The organism is Cupriavidus sp. SS-3, assembly GCF_035818815.1.
Taxonomy (GTDB): Bacteria; Pseudomonadota; Gammaproteobacteria; order Burkholderiales; family Burkholderiaceae; genus Cupriavidus; species Cupriavidus taiwanensis_C.
In genome coordinates, this window is the sequence record NZ_JAYLVT010000002.1 from 204,779 (window position 1) to 221,230 (window position 16,452).

General features: G+C 69.0%; 14 protein-coding genes. 5 read left to right on the forward strand and 9 right to left on the reverse strand.

Annotated features, from left to right (window positions below; all coding sequences use genetic code 11):
• Nucleotides 1-29: 29 nt before the first annotated feature.
• From U9J39_RS04290 to U9J39_RS04300, 3 genes are all read right to left on the reverse strand, one after another.
• Nucleotides 30-455: a type II toxin-antitoxin system VapC family toxin gene (locus U9J39_RS04290; RefSeq protein WP_326346588.1), complete on the reverse strand. Its 426-nt coding sequence runs from the start codon at nucleotides 453-455 to the stop codon at nucleotides 30-32.
• Nucleotides 442-678: a FitA-like ribbon-helix-helix domain-containing protein gene (locus U9J39_RS04295; protein ID WP_115680944.1), complete on the reverse strand. Its 237-nt coding sequence runs from the start codon at nucleotides 676-678 to the stop codon at nucleotides 442-444. Before U9J39_RS04295 ends, U9J39_RS04290 begins: the two co-directional genes overlap by 14 nt.
• 241 nt (nucleotides 679-919) lie before the next feature.
• Entirely contained in the window at nucleotides 920-1,615 is a 696-nt protein-coding gene (locus U9J39_RS04300) for a glutathione S-transferase family protein (RefSeq protein WP_326346589.1), read from the reverse strand.
• Between the two features lie 126 nt (nucleotides 1,616-1,741).
• On the opposite strand from U9J39_RS04300, the gene U9J39_RS04305 reads away from it, so the two are divergent.
• Nucleotides 1,742-2,656: a LysR substrate-binding domain-containing protein gene (locus tag U9J39_RS04305; protein WP_116313294.1), complete on the forward strand. Its 915-nt coding sequence runs from the start codon at nucleotides 1,742-1,744 to the stop codon at nucleotides 2,654-2,656.
• A 49-nt stretch (nucleotides 2,657-2,705) separates the two neighbouring features.
• On the opposite strand, the gene U9J39_RS04310 is transcribed toward U9J39_RS04305, so the two are convergent.
• The 5 genes from U9J39_RS04310 to U9J39_RS04330 form a co-directional block, all read right to left on the reverse strand.
• Entirely contained in the window at nucleotides 2,706-4,424 is a 1,719-nt protein-coding gene (locus tag U9J39_RS04310; RefSeq protein WP_115710540.1) for a TRAP transporter large permease, read from the reverse strand.
• On the reverse strand, nucleotides 4,421-4,963 hold the full coding sequence (locus U9J39_RS04315) for a TRAP transporter small permease subunit (RefSeq protein ID WP_012353642.1): 543 nt from the start codon (nucleotides 4,961-4,963) through the stop codon (nucleotides 4,421-4,423). The genes U9J39_RS04310 and U9J39_RS04315 overlap by 4 nt, the downstream gene beginning before the upstream one ends.
• Before the next feature lie 195 nt (nucleotides 4,964-5,158).
• Entirely contained in the window at nucleotides 5,159-6,571 is a 1,413-nt protein-coding gene (gene argH, locus U9J39_RS04320; RefSeq protein WP_115710539.1) for an argininosuccinate lyase, read from the reverse strand.
• A 132-nt stretch (nucleotides 6,572-6,703) separates the two neighbouring features.
• Complete coding sequence (locus U9J39_RS04325) at nucleotides 6,704-7,456, reverse strand: anti-sigma factor (RefSeq protein ID WP_115710538.1); 753 nt, start codon at nucleotides 7,454-7,456, stop codon at nucleotides 6,704-6,706.
• Entirely contained in the window at nucleotides 7,453-8,052 is a 600-nt protein-coding gene (locus U9J39_RS04330) for a sigma-70 family RNA polymerase sigma factor (protein WP_116312967.1), read from the reverse strand. The genes U9J39_RS04325 and U9J39_RS04330 overlap by 4 nt, the downstream gene beginning before the upstream one ends.
• A gap of 156 nt (nucleotides 8,053-8,208) precedes the next feature.
• Between U9J39_RS04330 and U9J39_RS04335 the strand changes: the two genes are divergently transcribed.
• Nucleotides 8,209-8,820 carry a ferritin-like domain-containing protein gene (locus tag U9J39_RS04335; protein WP_198035993.1) on the forward strand — a complete coding sequence of 204 codons (612 nt, stop codon included), beginning with the start codon at nucleotides 8,209-8,211 and terminating at the stop codon, nucleotides 8,818-8,820.
• Nucleotides 8,821-8,951: 131 nt separating this feature from the next.
• Here the strand turns inward: U9J39_RS04335 and ppc are convergent, their stop codons facing one another.
• The gene (gene ppc, locus U9J39_RS04340; protein ID WP_115710535.1) at nucleotides 8,952-11,996 is read right to left on the reverse strand and encodes a phosphoenolpyruvate carboxylase; all 3,045 of its coding nucleotides are present in this window, start codon (nucleotides 11,994-11,996) and stop codon (nucleotides 8,952-8,954) included.
• 74 nt (nucleotides 11,997-12,070) lie between these two features.
• On the opposite strand from ppc, the gene hemC reads away from it, so the two are divergent.
• The 3 genes from hemC to U9J39_RS04355 are packed head-to-tail and all read left to right on the forward strand — an operon-like array spanning nucleotide 12,071 to nucleotide 16,436.
• Entirely contained in the window at nucleotides 12,071-13,081 is a 1,011-nt protein-coding gene (gene hemC, locus U9J39_RS04345; RefSeq protein ID WP_115710533.1) for a hydroxymethylbilane synthase, read from the forward strand.
• Nucleotides 13,082-13,090: 9 nt separating this feature from the next.
• Complete coding sequence (gene hemDX, locus U9J39_RS04350; RefSeq protein ID WP_115710532.1) at nucleotides 13,091-15,241, forward strand: fused uroporphyrinogen-III synthase HemD/membrane protein HemX; 2,151 nt, start codon at nucleotides 13,091-13,093, stop codon at nucleotides 15,239-15,241.
• Between the two features lie 4 nt (nucleotides 15,242-15,245).
• Nucleotides 15,246-16,436 carry a heme biosynthesis protein HemY gene (locus tag U9J39_RS04355; protein ID WP_115680934.1) on the forward strand — a complete coding sequence of 397 codons (1,191 nt, stop codon included), beginning with the start codon at nucleotides 15,246-15,248 and terminating at the stop codon, nucleotides 16,434-16,436.
• Nucleotides 16,437-16,452 lie beyond the last annotated feature (16 nt).

Sequence of the window (16,452 nt, forward strand, 5' to 3'; positions counted from 1 at the left end):
GAAAGGGCCCCGCCAAGGCGGGGCCCTTTCTATTTGTCCTGGCTGAACGGATTCATCACCATCGTGCCGGTGCCGCGGAAGTCCGCGACATTGCGCGTGACGATGGTGAGGCGGTGGATCAGCGCGGTGGCGGCGATGAACTTGTCCAGCGCGTGCTCGGGCCGCCCCGCGCGCAACTGGCCCCAGACCTGCGCGACCTCGGCATCGACCGGCAGCACCTGCCGTCCGAAGTCCTCGAGCACATGGGCCAGCCAGCGCTCCAGCAGCGCCGCCTGCACCGCGTCGCCGCGATGGCGGATCAGTGCCACGCCGCGCTGGAGTTCGCCCACGGTCAGCGCCGACAGGTAGAGCGCGGCCCCGTCGCGCGCCGCCTGCCGGAAGAAGGCGCGGACGCCGGGGTTGGCGCGCTCCCGCTTGCGGGTCTCGCTGATGACGTTGGTATCAATCAAATACACGCGGCGCCTCGCCCGTATCCTGGATGCGCTCGAAGTCGGCGTCCTGGCCGACGTCCGGCATGCCGGCAAGCACCTCGGCAAAAGTGCGCCGGGCCGTGCCGCCCAGCGCCTGCGCCAGGATGGCGCGGTGTTCAGCCTCGGCGCTGCGGCCATTGGCGACGGCCTGCTCGCGCAGGCGCTGGACCAGCGCTTCATCGACGCCACGAACCAGTAGGGTTGCCATCGTGAACTCCTCACCGTTGGATGGTGCGATGATAGCATTGTTATCATTACGGCGGTCACGTATCGATGGCAGGCAGTAAAACGGGGTCGCGGCGAAGTGCCCCGCGCATTTGGTGCTCGGCATGGTGTTCTCCTGGATATGGGCTGAACGCAGGAACCAGTCTGGGCCGTGCCGGCCCGCTGGTCGATGAGCCGATTCGCAATTGCGCGGGTGCCTCGTCGCGACGCCGATGCCTGTCGCGTCAGCGCTGCGCCAGCACTTCCTCCAGCGTCACGTGGCCCTGGAAAGCCCCCGCGCTCTGCGCCGGCGCCTGCCGCTCGATGGCATGGGCAAAGCGCACCGCCGGATCGGCTTCGAGCTGGTTGTAAAGACGCTGCAGGTTCGGGAAGTCCTCGACGTTCAGCACCTTGTGGTACTTCGACCAACGCGCGATGCCGCTGAAGTAGGCGTCGGCCACGGTGCGATGCTCGCCCAGCAGCCAGGGCCGCTCGCCCAGCATGGCTTCGAGTTCCTGGTGCACGTGGCGGACTTGCTCCGTGCCATAGCGCACCAGTGCAGGCCGGTCGGTCTCGTCCACGCCTTCCAATGCATGCCAGAGCGGGGCAAAGGCGCCGAAGTAGCTGGTGTTGAGGTAGGCCAGTTGCTGGTTGAGCCGGTCGAAATCGCGCGTGCCCTGGGCAAAGCCAAGCTTGCGCTCGATGCCGCGCGCGCCGATGTGGTTGAGGATCGCCATGCTTTCGCTGAGGAAATTGCCTTGCGCGTCCATCAGCGTCGGCGTTTCGCCGACCGGGTTGATCTGGCGGTAGGCATCGCTGGTCACGACTTCGGGCATTTCGATGCGGCTCAGGAGATAGGGCTGGCCAAGCCATTCCAGCGCCACGATCGAGCCGAAAGAGCAGCCGGAGGGAACGCCGTAGAAGAGGGTGGGGGTAGTCATGGGTAGTTCTCCTGGATTCGGTTAGGGCCCGCCGATCGGGCACAGGTGAACTGTAGATGCGTGGACTTTGCGTGAGTAGTAGGCAAAAATTCGACCTATCGTCTACACACATAGACTTTGCCTGCGATGATCAATCTCAACGACCTGCGCTTCTTCGTCGTCGCCGTGACCCATGGGGGTTTTGCCGCCGCGGGGCGGGCGCTGGGAGTGCCCAAGTCCACGGTCAGCAAGCGCGTGGCCGAGCTGGAGCAGGCCCTGCAGGCGCGGCTGCTCTACCGCAGTTCGCGCAGCTTCACGCTGACCGATGCCGGCCGCGACTTCTACGATCACGCGCATGCCGCGCTGATCGAAGCCGAGGCCGCGCAAGAGGCGGTGCAGCGGCGCGTGGCCGAGCCCAGCGGCACGGTGCGGATCACCGCCGCGGTGCCCACCGCGCAGCGCTACCTGGCGCCGCACCTGCCGGCGCTGGCGCGCGCCTATCCGCGCCTGCACGTGCAGCTGGAGGTGTCCGACCGCATGGTCGACCTGGTGCAGGAGGGCTTCGATATCGCGGTGCGCAGCCATTTCGCGCCGCTGCCGGACTCCGGCCTGGTGCAACGCCAGCTTGCCGTCGAGGACATCGTGCTGGTGGCGTCGCCCGACTACCTGGCGGGGCGCGGCATGCCGGAAACGCCCGCCGCGCTGTCTGGCCACGACGGTCTGCTGACCGGTGCCACCGCCGGCACATGGCGGCTGTGGGGGGGCCAGGGCGCGCGTGCAGAAGCCACCCCGGTGCCGCGCATGACCGTGAATGAATCCACCGTGCTGCTCGGCGCCGCCGTGGCGGGGCTTGGCATCGTGCCGCTGCCGCACGAGCTGTGCCGCGCGGCGCTGGCGGCCGGGCAACTGGCGCGCGTGCTGCCGCAGTGGACGGCCGGCAGCGTGACCACCACGCTGCTGCTGCCGGCGCGGCGCGGGCAGTTGCCTGCGGTGCGGGCCACTGTCGACTTCCTCGCCCAATGCCTGGCGCCGGGCGGCGCCGGCACTGCCATGCCGCAATAAAAAGGCCCCGCATCGCTGCGGGGCCTGCGGGCGGCGATCAGGCCGCGACCTATTTCTTCTCGAACTCGAACTGCGGCACGGCCGGTTCCGGCGCCGGCGCGGCACCCGGCAGCTCCAGTGAACCCGGCGAGGCCGGCGCCGATGCCGGCTTCTCGGGTTCGCCCAGCGGGATACTGACTTCCGCCGCGTTGCTATGCTTGAGCGAGCCCTTGTCGAGCAGGCCGGTCACCATGCCGGGCCAGAACATCACCAGCAGCACCATGGCCATTTGCAGGCCGACCCAGGGCAGGGCGCCCCAGTAGATGTCCGAACTCCTCACTTCCTTCGGGGCGATGCCGCGCAGGTAGAACAGCGCGAAGCCGAAGGGCGGGTGCATGAAGGAGGTCTGCATGTTCACGCACAGCATCACGCCAAACCACACCAGCGCTGCCGTTGCCGCGGCTTCCGGGTTGCCGCCCATGGAGTCGGCGACCACCGGTGCCAGCACCTTGACCGCCACCGGCGCCAGCATCGGCACCACGATGAAGGCGATCTCGAAGAAGTCCAGGAAGAAGGCCAGGAAGAAGATGAACAGGTTCACCACGATCAGGAACCCGATCCAGCCGCCCGGCAGCGAGGTGAACAGATGCTCGACCCACGCGCCGCCGTCCACGCCCTGGAACACCACCGAGAAGCAGGTGGAGCCGATCAGGATGAATACCACCATCGCGGTGATGCGCGCGGTGGACTGGTAGGCGTCGACGATAAGCAGGCGCAGGTCCGTCATCTGGCCGGCGCGCAGCAGCAGCCAGACGATCACCAGGTACATCACCGCCAGCGGGATGCGGAAGGCGTGCGAGCCGAAGGCGAAGACGCCCACCGCGGCGGCCACCAGCGTGGCGGCGATGCCGACGCGGTAGACCTGGCGGTCGATGCGGGTAAAGGCCTTGTCGCGGATCACGGCCAGCACCAGCGCGCCAACCGCGCCCATGGCACCGGATTCCGTCGGCGTGGCAATGCCTAGCATGATGGTGCCCAGCACCAGGAAGATCAGCACCGCGCACGGGACGATGCCGCGCAGGCATTTGCGCCACAGCGCCCAGCCGCGCAGGGTGCGGGCTTCGGGCGGGACCGGCGGCAGCCAGTCAGGCTTGAAGCGCGTCAGGAAGAAGGTGTAGAGCGCGAACAGCGCGATCTGGATGACCGACGGCCCCCAGGCGCCCAGGTACATGCTGCCCACGTCGGCGCTGCCCATCGGCGTCTTGAGCTGGTCGGCCAGCACGACCAGCACCAGCGAGGGCGGCACCAGCTGCGTGATGGTGCCCGATGCCGCCAGCACGCCGGTGGCGTACTTCATGTTGTAGCGGTAGCGCATCATCACCGGCAGCGAGATCATCGCCATGGCGATCACCTGCGCGGCCACCGTGCCGGTGATGGCGCCCAGGATGAAGCCCACCAGGATCACGGAGTAGCCCAGGCCGCCGCGCACCGGGCCGAACAGCTGGCCCATGGAGTCCAGCATGTCCTCGGCCAGCCCGCACTTCTCCAGGATCGCGCCCATGAAAGTGAAGAACGGGATCGCCAGCAGCAGCTCGTTGCCCAGCACGCTGCCGAAGATGCGGCTCGGGATGGCCTGCAGGAAGCTGAGCGGGAAATAGCCCCATTCGATGGCCAGGAAGCCGAAGGCCAGCCCCACAGCTGACAGCGAGAATGCGACCGGGAAGCCGATCAGCATGAACAGCACCAGGCCGCCGAACATCATCGGCGGCATATATTCCAACGGGATCATTGAACCGGCCTCTCGTACTTGGATTCGATGCGCACCAGGCCCTTGAGGGCGGCGAAGCGCTTGATCAGCTCGGACACGCCTTGCAGGGTCAGCAGGGCGAAGCCGACGGGCACCACCAGCTTGATCGGGTAGCGCGGCAGGCCGCCGGAGTTGCCCGATTGCTCGAGGATGCGCCACGAGGGCAGAAACAACGATTCCCACGACAGCCAGGTGAACAGCACGCACGAGGGCAGCAGGAACACAAGGATGCCGAAGATGTCGATCCAGTGCTGCGCGCGTTCCGAGACGTTGCCGTAGATCAGGTCCACGCGCACGTGTTCATTGCGCTGGAAGGTGTAGGAGGCGCCGAACATCACGGCAATGGCAAACATGTACCACTGCAGTTCGAGTGGCCAGTTGTCGCTCAAGTTGAAGCCATAGCGCAGGAGGGCGTTGCCGGCGCTGATCAGGCACGACAGCAGGATCATGATGTTTGCAAGCCTGCCAGTGTGCTGATTCAACCTGTCGATCTGTCGTGACAGACCAAGCAAGTAATACATGGGTTGTCTCCCCGGTTTTTGCGGCGATTAGTTTATCTGTAACAAAAAGTGGCGGCGCTAGGGGCTACTACCTACGGGCGCGGGCGAGATTGCGCCAAAGCGCGCAGCAACAATGAAAAAAGCCACCGGGCTCGCGCCACGGTGGCTATTTCTTGCTGAGAACTTACGCGAAACTTACAGGGCGCTGCCTGGCTCTTACAGCGCCGCGCGTGCCGCGGCGATGGCCGCGCGCACCTGGTCCGGCGCGGTGCCGCCGACATGGTTGCGCGCCGCGACCGAGCCTTCCAGCGTCAGCACCGCGTGCACGTCGTCGCCGATCAGCGCGGCCTGGTCGCCCAGGCCGGAAACCTCGCGCAGCTCGGCCACGCTCAGGTCGGCCAGGTCGCACTGGCGGCCGTCGCAGGCGCGCACGGCGTGGGCCACGGCTTCATGCGCATCGCGGAAGGGCAGGCCCTTCTTCACCAGGTAGTCGGCCAGGTCGGTGGCGGTGGCGTAGCCCTGCAGCGCGGCGGCGCGCATCGCTTCGGGCTTGACGCTGATGCCCGGCACCATGTCGGCGAAGATGCGCAGCGTGTCGACCACGGTATCGACGGTGTCGAACAGCGGCTCCTTGTCTTCCTGGTTGTCCTTGTTGTACGCCAGCGGCTGGCCCTTCATAAGCGTCAGCAGGCCGATCAGGTGGCCGTTGACACGGCCGGTCTTGCCGCGCGCCAGCTCGGGCACGTCGGGGTTCTTCTTCTGCGGCATGATCGAGCTGCCGGTGCAGAAGCGGTCGGCGATGTCGATAAAGCCCACGCGCGGGCTCATCCACAGCACCAGCTCTTCCGAGAAGCGCGACACGTGCGTCATCACCAGCGCGGCGGCGGCGCAGAATTCGATGGCGAAGTCGCGGTCCGACACGGCATCCAGCGAATTGCGGCAGACGCCGTCGAAGCCCAGCTGCTGCGCGACGAACTCGCGGTCGATCGGGTAGCTGGTGCCGGCCAGCGCGGCGGCACCCAGCGGCAGGCGGTTGACGCGCTTGCGGCAGTCGGCCATGCGCTCGGCATCGCGCGTGAACATCTCGTTGTACGCAAGCAGGTGATGGCCGAAGGTGACCGGCTGCGCCACCTGCAGGTGGGTGAAGCCAGGCAGGATGGTGTCGGCGTGCTGCTCGGCCAGGTCGAGCAGCGAGGTGCGCAGCGCGCCCAGCAGCGCGATGATATTGTCGATCTCGCTGCGCAGCCACAGGCGGATGTCGGTGGCGACCTGGTCGTTGCGCGAGCGGCCGGTGTGCAGCCGCTTGCCGGCATCGCCCACCAGCGCGGTCAGGCGTGCCTCGATGTTCAGGTGGACGTCTTCCAGGTCCAGCTTCCATTCAAAGCTGCCGGCCTCGATCTCGCCACGGATCTGCGCCATGCCGCGTTCGATCTCGGCGCGGTCGGCCTCGGCGATGATGCCCTGCTGTGCCAGCATGGCCGCGTGGGCCAGCGAGCCCTGGATGTCGAACAGGGCCAGGCGCTTGTCGAAGAACACCGAGGCGGTGTAGCGCTTCACCAGGTCGGACATCGGTTCGGAGAAGCGGGCGGACCAGGCTTCGCCTTTCTTGGCAAGTTGGGAGGTGGACATGGACGTCGGCTGCAGTGGCTCGCGCGGCAGGCGGCCGGCGTGCGGACGGCGGCGGGCGCGAAAAATTGGGAAACGGCGATTATATCGCCCGGCGGCACGCTGGCGGTGCGGCCCGCGACGGCGGCGCGCTGCTCAGGGCCGGCTGTGGATCACGGGTCCCTTGAACACCACCGGGCCGCTGGGCCCGTCGGCACGGGGCGAGCCGCCGGCCGGTTCGATGCTGGCGGCCAGCGCGGGCACCGCCGTTGGCCGCTGCGCCAGCGCCAGCCGCGCTTGCGGCACACGGCCGATCAAGCCCAGGGACTGTGGCTTTCCGCCTGCCGGCAGCGCCCACAACTGCAGTACCTGCTGATCGTTCAGCTTCAGGTGATCCAGCCGGCGCACCACAAGGTCGCCGCTGCCTGCATCCCATGACACCAGCATGGCCGGCTGCGCGCGGTCGTCGTTGAGCACGGCGATGACGTCGGCGGGCACCGCCTCGCGCTGCTGTGCCAAGTGCATGCCGATGCCGATGGCCAGCACCGCCACCACCGCCATCGCCGCCGCGGCGCCGCGCCAGAACACCGGCGCCCACCACAGGCGCTGCCACCAGCCGCCGGCGCCGGGCCCAGCGGCGCGGGGTGCGGCGAGCGAACTGCGCTCCTCGGCCGCCTTCCAGCCAAGCCTTTCCTCGATCCCGCACCAGACCTTGTCTACCGGCTCGGCCGCCGCCTGCAATTCGGCCACGCCGGCAAGGCGCGCCTGCCAGCGGTGGATCGCCGTGCGCACCGCCGGTTCTTCATGCGCCAGCCGCTCCAGGCGCCGGCGCGCGCCGCCGCGCAGCACGCCCAGCGCGTACTGGGCTGCGATCCGGTCGAGCAGGTCGGGGTGGCTGGCCAGCTTCATGCCGCGCCCTCCATGCAGTTGCGCAGCCGCTCCAGCCCGCGCCGGATCCAGGACTTGACCGTGCCCAGCGGCGTGCGCAGGCGCTCGGCCAGCTCGGCGTGGCTCAGGTCCTGCAGGTACGCCAGCATGATGGCCTGGCGCTGGGGCTGCTCCAGCCGCTGCAGGCAGCGGTTGAGCGCGCGCGCCTGCTGGCTGGCCTCGGCAAGTTCGGCGGGCCCGGCCGAGTCGTCGGCCAGCCATTCGGCCAGGTCCTGCTCCAGCTCGGCGGTCTGCGGCACGCGCGCGGCCGCCGCCCGGCGCAGGCAGTCGAGCGCGCGGTTGCGCACGATCGCGGTCATCCACGTCATCGGCGCGGCCAGCTGCGGCCGGTAGTCGCCGGCGTGGTGCCAGATGCTGACAAAGCTTTCCTGCACGACATCCTCCGCCCAATCGCGCCTGCCGGTAATACGCAGCGCAAGGCCAAACAGTTTCGTTGCGGTGAGGTCGTAGAGTGCGCGCAGTGCCTGGCGCTCACCCACGGCCACGGCCTGCAGCAGTCCTTCCAGCCGGTCGGGGCTGGCGGGCGTGGCATAGGACGGCTGCGGGGAGGGCGGCACCGGGACGGCTCCTTGCAAGCAAGCTTTGCCGGATTATAGGTAGCGCTGCATCCAAACGCGCATCCAAACGCCCGGCAGCTGCGTAGATGCTGACAGGCGCAAGCCAGGCACCCCGTCCCGGGGGCGCCACGTTGTCATCCCTCACAGGAGCACACCATGGACCGCATGTCACAAAAGCCCGCACGCGAGCCCGGAACCCTCATCACGCCGCCGGACGCGCGCCGGCGCGGGCTGCTCAAGGCGCCCGGCCTGTTCGCGCTGGGCTCGCTGGCCGTCATCACGCTCGGCGAATCGATGCCGGCGTGGGCGCAGACGCAATCGGGCAGCACCAAGGACGACATCAATATCCTCAATACCGCGCTGGGGCTGGAATACCAGGCGATCGCGGCTTACCAGGTCGGCGCCGAAAGCGGGCTGCTGCAGAAGCCGGTGCTGGCCACCGCGGTCAAGTTCCAGGACCACCACAAGGCCCATGCGCAGGTGCTGGCCGGGACGGTGTCGAAGCTCGGCGGCACGCCGGTGACGGCAAAGAAGGCGTCGGCGTATGAGTTTCCGACCGAAAAGCTGAAGACGCAGGCCGACGTGCTGCGCTTTGCCGCGGGGCTGGAGAAGGGCGCCACGTCGGCTTACCTGGGCGTGCTGCCGAACTTTTACAACCGCGAGCTGACGCGCGCGGCCGGCAGCATCCTCGGCGACGAGGCGATGCACTGGGCGGTGCTGCTGCACGCGCTGGGTGAAGATCCGGTGCCGGGGGCGTTTGTGGGGTGAGGCGGTTGAAGCTTGCCGGGTGGGTGCTCCCCTCTCCCGCGCGCGGGAGAGGGGAGCACCTTGCCTGGGCCAGGGCGGGCGGCTTTGGAGCACCAAAACCGCTCTCTTTGGCCGAGGCTTGGGTTGGGCTATCAGCCCGTATTGCGCAACCCCGCCGCCACCCCATTGATAGTCAGGTGGATCCCGCGCCGTACGCGGATATCATCCCCATCCTTGCCGGCCCGGTAGCGCTTGAGCAGTTCCACCTGCAAGTGGTTGAGCGGATCCAGATACGCAAAGCGGTTCTTGATCGAGCGCGCCAGCAGCGGGTTGTCCGCCAGCCGCTCCTGGTGGCCGGTGATCAGCGCCAGCATGTCGCAGGTCAGGTGCCATTCCTTGCTGATGCGGTTGAACACATTGCGGCGCAGCGCGGCGTCGTCGCACAGCTGGGCGTAGCGCGAGGCTACGGCCAGGTCGGTCTTGGCCAGCACCATGTCCATGTTGGACAGCAGCGTCGAGAAGAACGGCCAGGTCTTGACCATGCGCCGCAGCGTGGTGACGGCCTGCTTGCGCGCCTTGTCGTCCGGCGCGCTGTCGAGCAGCGAGCGCACCGCGCTGCCGAAGCCGTACCAGCCCGGCAGCAGCAGGCGGCACTGGCCCCACGAGAAGCCCCACGGGATCGCGCGCAGGTCTTCGATGCGGCGGTTCTTCTTGTCCATCAGCTTGCGCGAGGCCGGGCGCGAACCCAGGTTCAGGTCGGCGATCTCGGTGATCGGCGTGGTGGCGAAGAAGTAGTCCTTGAAGCCGGGGGTTTCGTAGACCAGGTCGCGATAGGCCGTGAAGGCGCGGTCCGACAGCTGCTGCATCACGGCCTCGAAGGTATCCAGGTCCTTCGGCGCGTTCTGCTGTGGCAGCAGCGAAGCTTCCAGCGTCGCGGCGACCACCGTTTCCAGGTTGCGCCGGCCGATCTCGGCATTGGCGAACTTGCTGTTGATGATCTCGCCCTGCTCGGTCAGGCGGATCTGGCCGTTGACCGTGCCCGGCGGCTGCGACAGGATGGCCTGGTAGGTCGGGCCGCCGCCGCGGCCGACGGTGCCGCCGCGACCGTGGAACAGGCGCAGCTTGACGTTGCGCTGCTCGAACAGTTGCACCAGTTCCAGCTCGGCCTTGTACAGCTCCCAGGTCGAGGTCAGGAAGCCGCCGTCCTTGTTCGAATCCGAGTAGCCGAGCATCACCTCCTGCTCGACGCCATGGTGGGCGAGCACCGCATCGAAGCCCGGCAGGTCCAGCAGCGACTGCATGATGCCGGCGGCGTTGCGCAAGTCCTCGATGGTCTCGAACAGCGGGATCACCATCAGCTCCATGCGCGCCGGGTCGGTCTTGCTGCCGAGCGTGCCCTGCAGCATGCCGGATTCCTTCTGCAGCAGCATCACCTCGACCAGATCCGACAGCGTTTCGGTGTGCGAGATGATGTAATTGCGCGCGACGCGCTTGCCATAGCGCGCACGCAGCTCGCGCGCGGCGGCGAAGATCGCCAGTTCCTTGCGGGTCTGCTCCGAGTACTCGTGCCACGGCAGCGTCAGCAGGCGCGGCTGGCGCAGTTCGGCCAGCAGCAGTTCCAGCTTGCGCGCCTCGGGCAGCGCGGCGTAGTCGGGGGCGATGCCGGCCGCGGCGAACAGTTCGGCGATGACCGCCTCGTGCACGTCGGAGACCTGGCGCATGTCGACCGAGGCCAGGTGGAAGCCGAACACGGCGATGGCGCGGGCCAGGGCATCGATGCGGTGGCTGGCCAGGGCCTGGCCGTGGTGCGCGCGCAGCGAATCGATCACGACCTGGATGTCGGCGCCGAAGGCCTCGGCGCTGTCATAGGGCTCGGCCGGCGCCACCGGGCGGCGGGTCGCGGCATGTCCGCTCAGCGCCTTGCAGGTGGCGGCCAGGCGCGCGTAGATACCGATCAGCGCGCGCCGGTAGGGCTCGTCGGCGCGGTGCTCGGAATGGTCGGGCGAGCGCTCGGCCAGCGCCAGCAGTTCCGGGCTGGCGTCGACCATCAGCATCGACATCGACAGCTCGGCGCCGAGCGCGTGCACTTCTTCCAGGTACCAGTCCAGGATCAGCTGCGCCTGCTGGCTGGCGGCGTGCTCCAGGGTCTCGGCGGTCACGTTGGGGTTGCCGTCGCGGTCGCCGCCGATCCAGGAACCCATCTGCAGGAACGGCGCCAGCGGCGCGGCTTGCGTGCCCGAGGCGCCAGCGGCGCCCTTGCGCTTGCGCGTCCCCGGGAACACTGCGGCGATGTCTTCTTCCAGCTCGCTCATCAGCTGCGGGATGCCGCGCAGGAAGGTGGTGCGGTAGTACGACAGCGCGTTCTCGATCTCGTCGGCCACCGTCAGGCGCGCGTCGCGCAGCATGCGGGTCTGCCACAGCGTGGTGACCTTGGCGCGCAGCTGCGCGGTGTTGTGCTCGCGCTCGCGCGCGGTCATCGGCAGGTCGCGCTCGGCCAGCAGGCGGGCGATCTCGCGCTCGGCGTCGAGGATGCTCTTGCGCTGGACTTCGGTCGGGTGCGCGGTCAGCACCGGCACGATCAGCGCCTCGTCGAGGAACTTGCGCAGCTGCTTGCCGGTGACGCCGGCGGCGTCGATCTTTTCCAGCGCGTGCTGCAGGCTGCCGTCCTGCGGCGGCGAGCCGGCCAGCGCATGCACGCGGCGGCGGCGGTTATGGTGCTGGTCCTCGGCGATATTGGCCAGGTGCGAGAAATAGCTGAAGGCGCGCACCACCTGGTTGGTCTGGTCGCGCGACAGGCGCTTGAGCAGCCGGTCCAGCTCGGCGCCGGCGGCGCGGTCGTTCTCGCGGCGGAAGCGCACCGCGGTCTGGCGGATGGTCTCGACCACCTCGAAGGCGGCGTCGCCTTCCTGCTCGCGCAGGCAGTCGCCCAGCAGGCGGCCCAGGAAGCGGATGTCCTCGCGCAGCGGCACGTCCTTGTCAGCGGTGCGGGCGGTGCGGCGGGAGGGGGCGGTGGCGATGGTGGTTCCGTTGCTCGACACGATCGAAAGCGTGGGCTTGGTAGAACGCTTGGCTGCGCGGGGGGCGGAGCGGGGCGGTTTAGCGCTGGTTGCGCCGGTTGCGTCACCTTTCGCGGCGGACGAATCCTTGGCGGCCGCGCCGGTCTTCCGACCGTTGGGCCGCGCAGCATGCTGCGTCATGCAATCTCCTCTTGCTTCTCTAAGCTTATCTAATGGTGCGGAGGGGCGATTGGGGCGCGTGCTACCATTGACGCATGTCGTCCGCCACCCCGTCTTCCGCTACCGCTGTCGTGTCTCGCAACCTTCCGCAAAAGCTCGTCATTGCCTCCCGAGAGAGCCGTCTGGCGCTGTGGCAGGCAGAACATGTGCGTGCTGCATTGCAACAATACTATCCCGCGTGCGACGTGTCCATTCTTGGCATGACCACCCGGGGAGACCAGATTCTAGACCGTACGCTGTCGAAAGTCGGCGGCAAGGGTCTGTTTGTCAAAGAACTGGAGTTCGCGATGGACGAAGGCCGGGCCGACCTCGCGGTGCATTCGCTCAAGGATGTGCCGATGGAGCTGCCCCCGGGCTTCACCCTGGCGGCGGTGATGGAGCGCGAAGATCCGCGCGACGCGCTGGTGTCATCGGCTTATGCATCGCTGGACGAGATGCCGCCCGGCACCGTGGTCGGCACTTCCAGCCTGCGCCGCGAAGCTGCTTTGCGCAGCCGCTACCCGCACCTGGTGATCAAGCCGCTGCGCGGCAACCTCGACACGCGGCTCGGCAAGCTCGATCGCGGCGAATATGGCGCCATCATCCTGGCCGCCGCGGGCCTGAAGCGGCTCGGGCTGGGCGATCGCATCCGCGCGCTGATCACGGTCGAGGCGTCGCTGCCGGCCGCGGGGCAGGGCGCGCTTGGGATCGAGACCCTTTCCACCCGCCCGGAACTGGCCGAGTGGCTGGCGCCGCTGAACCACCAGCCGACCGCGCTGGCCGTGACCGCCGAGCGCGCCGTGTCGCGCCGGCTGGGCGGCTCCTGCCAGGTTCCGCTGGCGGCGCACGCGCGCTGGGACGGTGACCAGTTGCGGCTGGAGGCCTTCGTCGCCTTGCCCGACGGTAGCCGTGCCATCCGCGCCGCGGCGGCGGGGCCCGCCGCCGACCTGGCTGCCGCCGAAGCGCTGGGCCAGGCTTGCGCCAGCGACCTGCTGGCGCAGGGCGCCGAGTCGATCCTCGCCGCGCTGGCCGATTCAGGCGACGCCGCTGCTCCATCTCCTGCCTGAGGCTGCCCGATGCCCCGCCCGACCGTCGTTGTGACACGACCCGCCGGGCAGTCCCGGCAACTGACCGAGGCCCTGCAGGGCGCCGGTCTGGATGTACTCAGCTTCCCGCTGCTGGCGATCGGCCCGGCCGCTGACGACGCGCCGCTGCGCGCGGCGCTGGCGCGGCTGGACACGTTTGCGCTGGTGGTGTTCGTCAGCCCCAATGCCATTGCCTTTGCGCTGGACGCGCTCGCCGGCGTGCAGGGCTCGGCCGTGGCGCGCTGGCCGGCTCAGGTCGCGGTGGCAGTGGTCGGCCCGGCCAGCGTCGCCGCGCTGGCCGAGCGCGGCATCGCCGCACCGGCGTATCGCGTGATTGCGCCCGCGGGTGCCAACGCCAACGGGGCCGGCCATGACGATACGGTGCCCGATGCCGAGGCGTTGCGCTTCGATTCCGAGGCGCTGTGGGCGCAGCTCGATCCCGCCGCACTGGCCGGCAAGCCGGTGCTGATCATCCGCGGCAACGGCGGACGCGACTGGCTCGGCGACCGCCTGCGCGAGGCCGGCGCCCAGGTCGAAGCCGTCGAGGCCTACCAGCGCACGCTGCCCGAACCGACTGCGATGCAATGGCAGGCCGTGCGCGACAACCTGCGTCCCGGCGCCGCACCGCATGCCTGGCTTCTAACCAGTTCCGAGGCGGTGCGCAACCTCGACGTGCTGGCACGGCAGCATCTGTCGCCCCAGGAAGACGCTTCGCTGCGGCAGGTGCAGTGCATCGCGCCCCATGCGAGAATCGCCGAACAGGCGCTGGCGCTAGGCTTCGCCCATATCCAGCGTGCCGCGCCCGGCGATGCCGGCCTGCTGGCGGCGTGCCTGCAGTGGGCCGATGCGTATGCCGGTCCTGCGCCTGCCGGGCCTGCGCCATCGAGCCTGCCAGCGCCGATCGCCCCCGCGGCCGCCAAGCCGGTCGAAGCAACGCCGCCGGCCGCCAGCGCGCCTGCCGCAGTCCCTGCAATGTCAACGAAGGTCGAACGCGTGACGCAAGAAACCACGTCCTCCTCCGCTACGCCGCCGCCTGGCGCGGCCTCTGTCCACCCGGCGCAGTCCGCGCAGGCGGTGCCGCCGCAAGGCGCCGGCGACGGCGGCGCTGCCCGTCCCGCCGCGCGCCGCTCCGCCGCGCTATGGGCGCTGGTCGCCGTGCTGGTGGTGGCGACCGCCGGCGGCTTCTGGTGGCTGCAGCAGCGTGTCGACCACCTGACCGGCGAGCTGGCGCGCCGCCAGCAAAGCAACGACGCGCTGGTGCAGGAGTCGCGCGTGCTGACGCGCAACGCGCAGGACACCGTCAAGGAACTGCAGGCCAAGGTCGGCGCGCTGGAGAACCAGGTGGGCGAGACCCGCGACAAGCAGGTGGCGCTGGAGCAGGTCTACCAGGACCTGATGCGTAATCGTGACGACTGGGAAATCGCCGAGATCCAGCAGTTGCTGACCAGCGCCGGCCAGCAGCTGCAGCTGACCGGCAACGTGCAGGTCGCGCTGGCCGCGCTGCAGAGCGCCGACGCGCGCCTGGCGCGCGCCGACAAGCCGCAATACAACCTGCTGCGCCGGGCCATCGCGCGCGACGTGGCGCGCATGAAGGCGGTGCCCGACACCGACCTGACCGGCGCCGCGATCAAGCTGGACGAAGCCATCAACCAGGTCGATGCGCTGCCGCTGCTGTCGAGCGAGCGCATGCTCGAGCGCAGCGAGGCCGATGCCCGCAAGGGCGCCGCCGCCAACGGTGGCAATGGCGCCAGCGCGCCGGCCGCCGCCAACGGCACCGGCCCGGGCTGGTTCACCCGCTTCTGGGACTACCTGCGCGAAGAACTGGCGCAGGTGATCCGCATCCGCAAGGTCGACGATGCCGAGGCGCTGCTGCTCTCGGGCGACCAGGGCTGGTTCCTGCGCGAGAACGTCAAGCTGCGCCTGCTCAATGCGCGCCTGGCGCTGCTGTCGCGCAACGAGCCCGTGTTCCGCAACGACCTGGCCGCGGCGCAGGCGATGATCGGCCGCTATTTCGATACCAAGTCGCGCCGCGTGCAGGGTGTGCTGACGCTGCTGCGCCAGGCGCAGGCCGGCGCGGTCACGGTGCAGCTGCCGACCATGGCCGAAAGCCTGGGCGCGTTGCAAGCCCTGAAGAAGGAGTAAGCCCATGCGCCTTCTGTTCTGGGTTGCGGTCCTGTTCGGCGGCGCCGTCGGGCTGGCCCTGTTCACGCAGTTCAACCACAGCAATGTGGTGCTGTTCTATCCGCCGTACCGCGTCGAGTTGTCGCTGAACCTGGCGCTGGCGCTGCTGCTGCTGATCTTCTTCGTGGTGTGGACGGTGATGTCCACCATCCGCCATCTGGCCGAGATGCCGCGCCGCGCCGCCGCCTATCGCGAGCGCAGCCGCATGAGCAAGGCCCAGGCGGCTTTGCGCGAGTCGATCGAAAACCTGTTCGCCGGCCGCTTCGCCCGCGCCGAGCGCGCCGCGCGCGAAGCCCAGTCGTGGGACGACCAGGCCCAGACCGCCGCGCTGATCGGCGCGCGCGCCGCCCACCGCATGCAGGAAACCGAGCGGCGCGACGCCTGGATGGCGCAGGTGACCGACCCCGAGCGCGAGCAGGCCCGGCTGGTGTCGATGGCCGAGCTGCTGGTCGATGCCCGCGATGCCGACGGCGCGCTCGAAACCATCGCCCAGCTGCAGTCGCAGGGCGCGCGCCAGATCCATGTGCAGCGCATCGCGCTGCGCGCGCACCAGCACCTGAAGAACTGGTCCGAGGTGCTGCGCCTGGCGCGCTCGCTGGAGAAGCGCAACGCGCTGCATCCGGTGCTGGCGCTGCGGCTCAAGCAGATGGCCGTCGAAGCCATGCTGGAAGAGCGCCGCCACGATGCCGAGGCGCTGTCCGAGTTCTGGCGCTCGCTGTCCGCCGACGAACGCCGCGCCACCCGCATCGCCGAGCCGGCGGCGCGCTACTTCGCGGCGCTGGGTCGGCAGAACGAGGCCCGCCGCATCATCGAAGACGCGCTCAAGGTCAACTGGGACAGCCGCCTGGTGCTGCGCTATGCCGATTGCGCCGTGCCCGGCCATGCGCTGCCGCAGATCCAGCAGGCCGAGAAATGGCTGGCCGCGCATCCCGCGGACGCCGACCTGTACTACACGCTGGGGGTGCTGTGCCTGGGCGAGAAGCTGTGGGGCAAGGCGCAGTCCAGCTTCGAGCGCGCGCTCAAGTATGCCGACCCCGATCAGCAGCGCCGCCTGCGCGTGCGCACGCACCTGGCGCTGGCGCGGCTGTTCGAGGAAACCGAGCGCTTCGAAGACGCGCAGCGCCACTATCGCGAAAGCGCGATGCTGGCCGCCTGAGCGGCACGGCGGCCGG

Excerpts from the sequence above, each read along its gene's own strand:
- U9J39_RS04335 (WP_198035993.1), top strand. The coding sequence starts at position 8,209 with ATGGACCGCATGTCACAAAAGCCCGCACGCGAGCCCGGAACCCTCATC.
- U9J39_RS04315 (WP_012353642.1), bottom strand. The coding sequence starts at position 4,963 with ATGTATTACTTGCTTGGTCTGTCACGACAGATCGACAGGTTGAATCAG.
- U9J39_RS04325 (WP_115710538.1), bottom strand. The coding sequence starts at position 7,456 with ATGAAGCTGGCCAGCCACCCCGACCTGCTCGACCGGATCGCAGCCCAG.
- U9J39_RS04310 (WP_115710540.1), bottom strand. The coding sequence starts at position 4,424 with ATGATCCCGTTGGAATATATGCCGCCGATGATGTTCGGCGGCCTGGTG.
- hemC (WP_115710533.1), top strand. The coding sequence starts at position 12,071 with ATGTCGTCCGCCACCCCGTCTTCCGCTACCGCTGTCGTGTCTCGCAAC.
- hemDX (WP_115710532.1), top strand. The coding sequence starts at position 13,091 with ATGCCCCGCCCGACCGTCGTTGTGACACGACCCGCCGGGCAGTCCCGG.
- U9J39_RS04305 (WP_116313294.1), top strand. The coding sequence starts at position 1,742 with ATGATCAATCTCAACGACCTGCGCTTCTTCGTCGTCGCCGTGACCCAT.
- argH (WP_115710539.1), bottom strand. The coding sequence starts at position 6,571 with ATGTCCACCTCCCAACTTGCCAAGAAAGGCGAAGCCTGGTCCGCCCGC.
- U9J39_RS04295 (WP_115680944.1), bottom strand. The coding sequence starts at position 678 with ATGGCAACCCTACTGGTTCGTGGCGTCGATGAAGCGCTGGTCCAGCGC.
- ppc (WP_115710535.1), bottom strand. The coding sequence starts at position 11,996 with ATGACGCAGCATGCTGCGCGGCCCAACGGTCGGAAGACCGGCGCGGCC.
- U9J39_RS04300 (WP_326346589.1), bottom strand. The coding sequence starts at position 1,615 with ATGACTACCCCCACCCTCTTCTACGGCGTTCCCTCCGGCTGCTCTTTC.
- U9J39_RS04355 (WP_115680934.1), top strand. The coding sequence starts at position 15,246 with ATGCGCCTTCTGTTCTGGGTTGCGGTCCTGTTCGGCGGCGCCGTCGGG.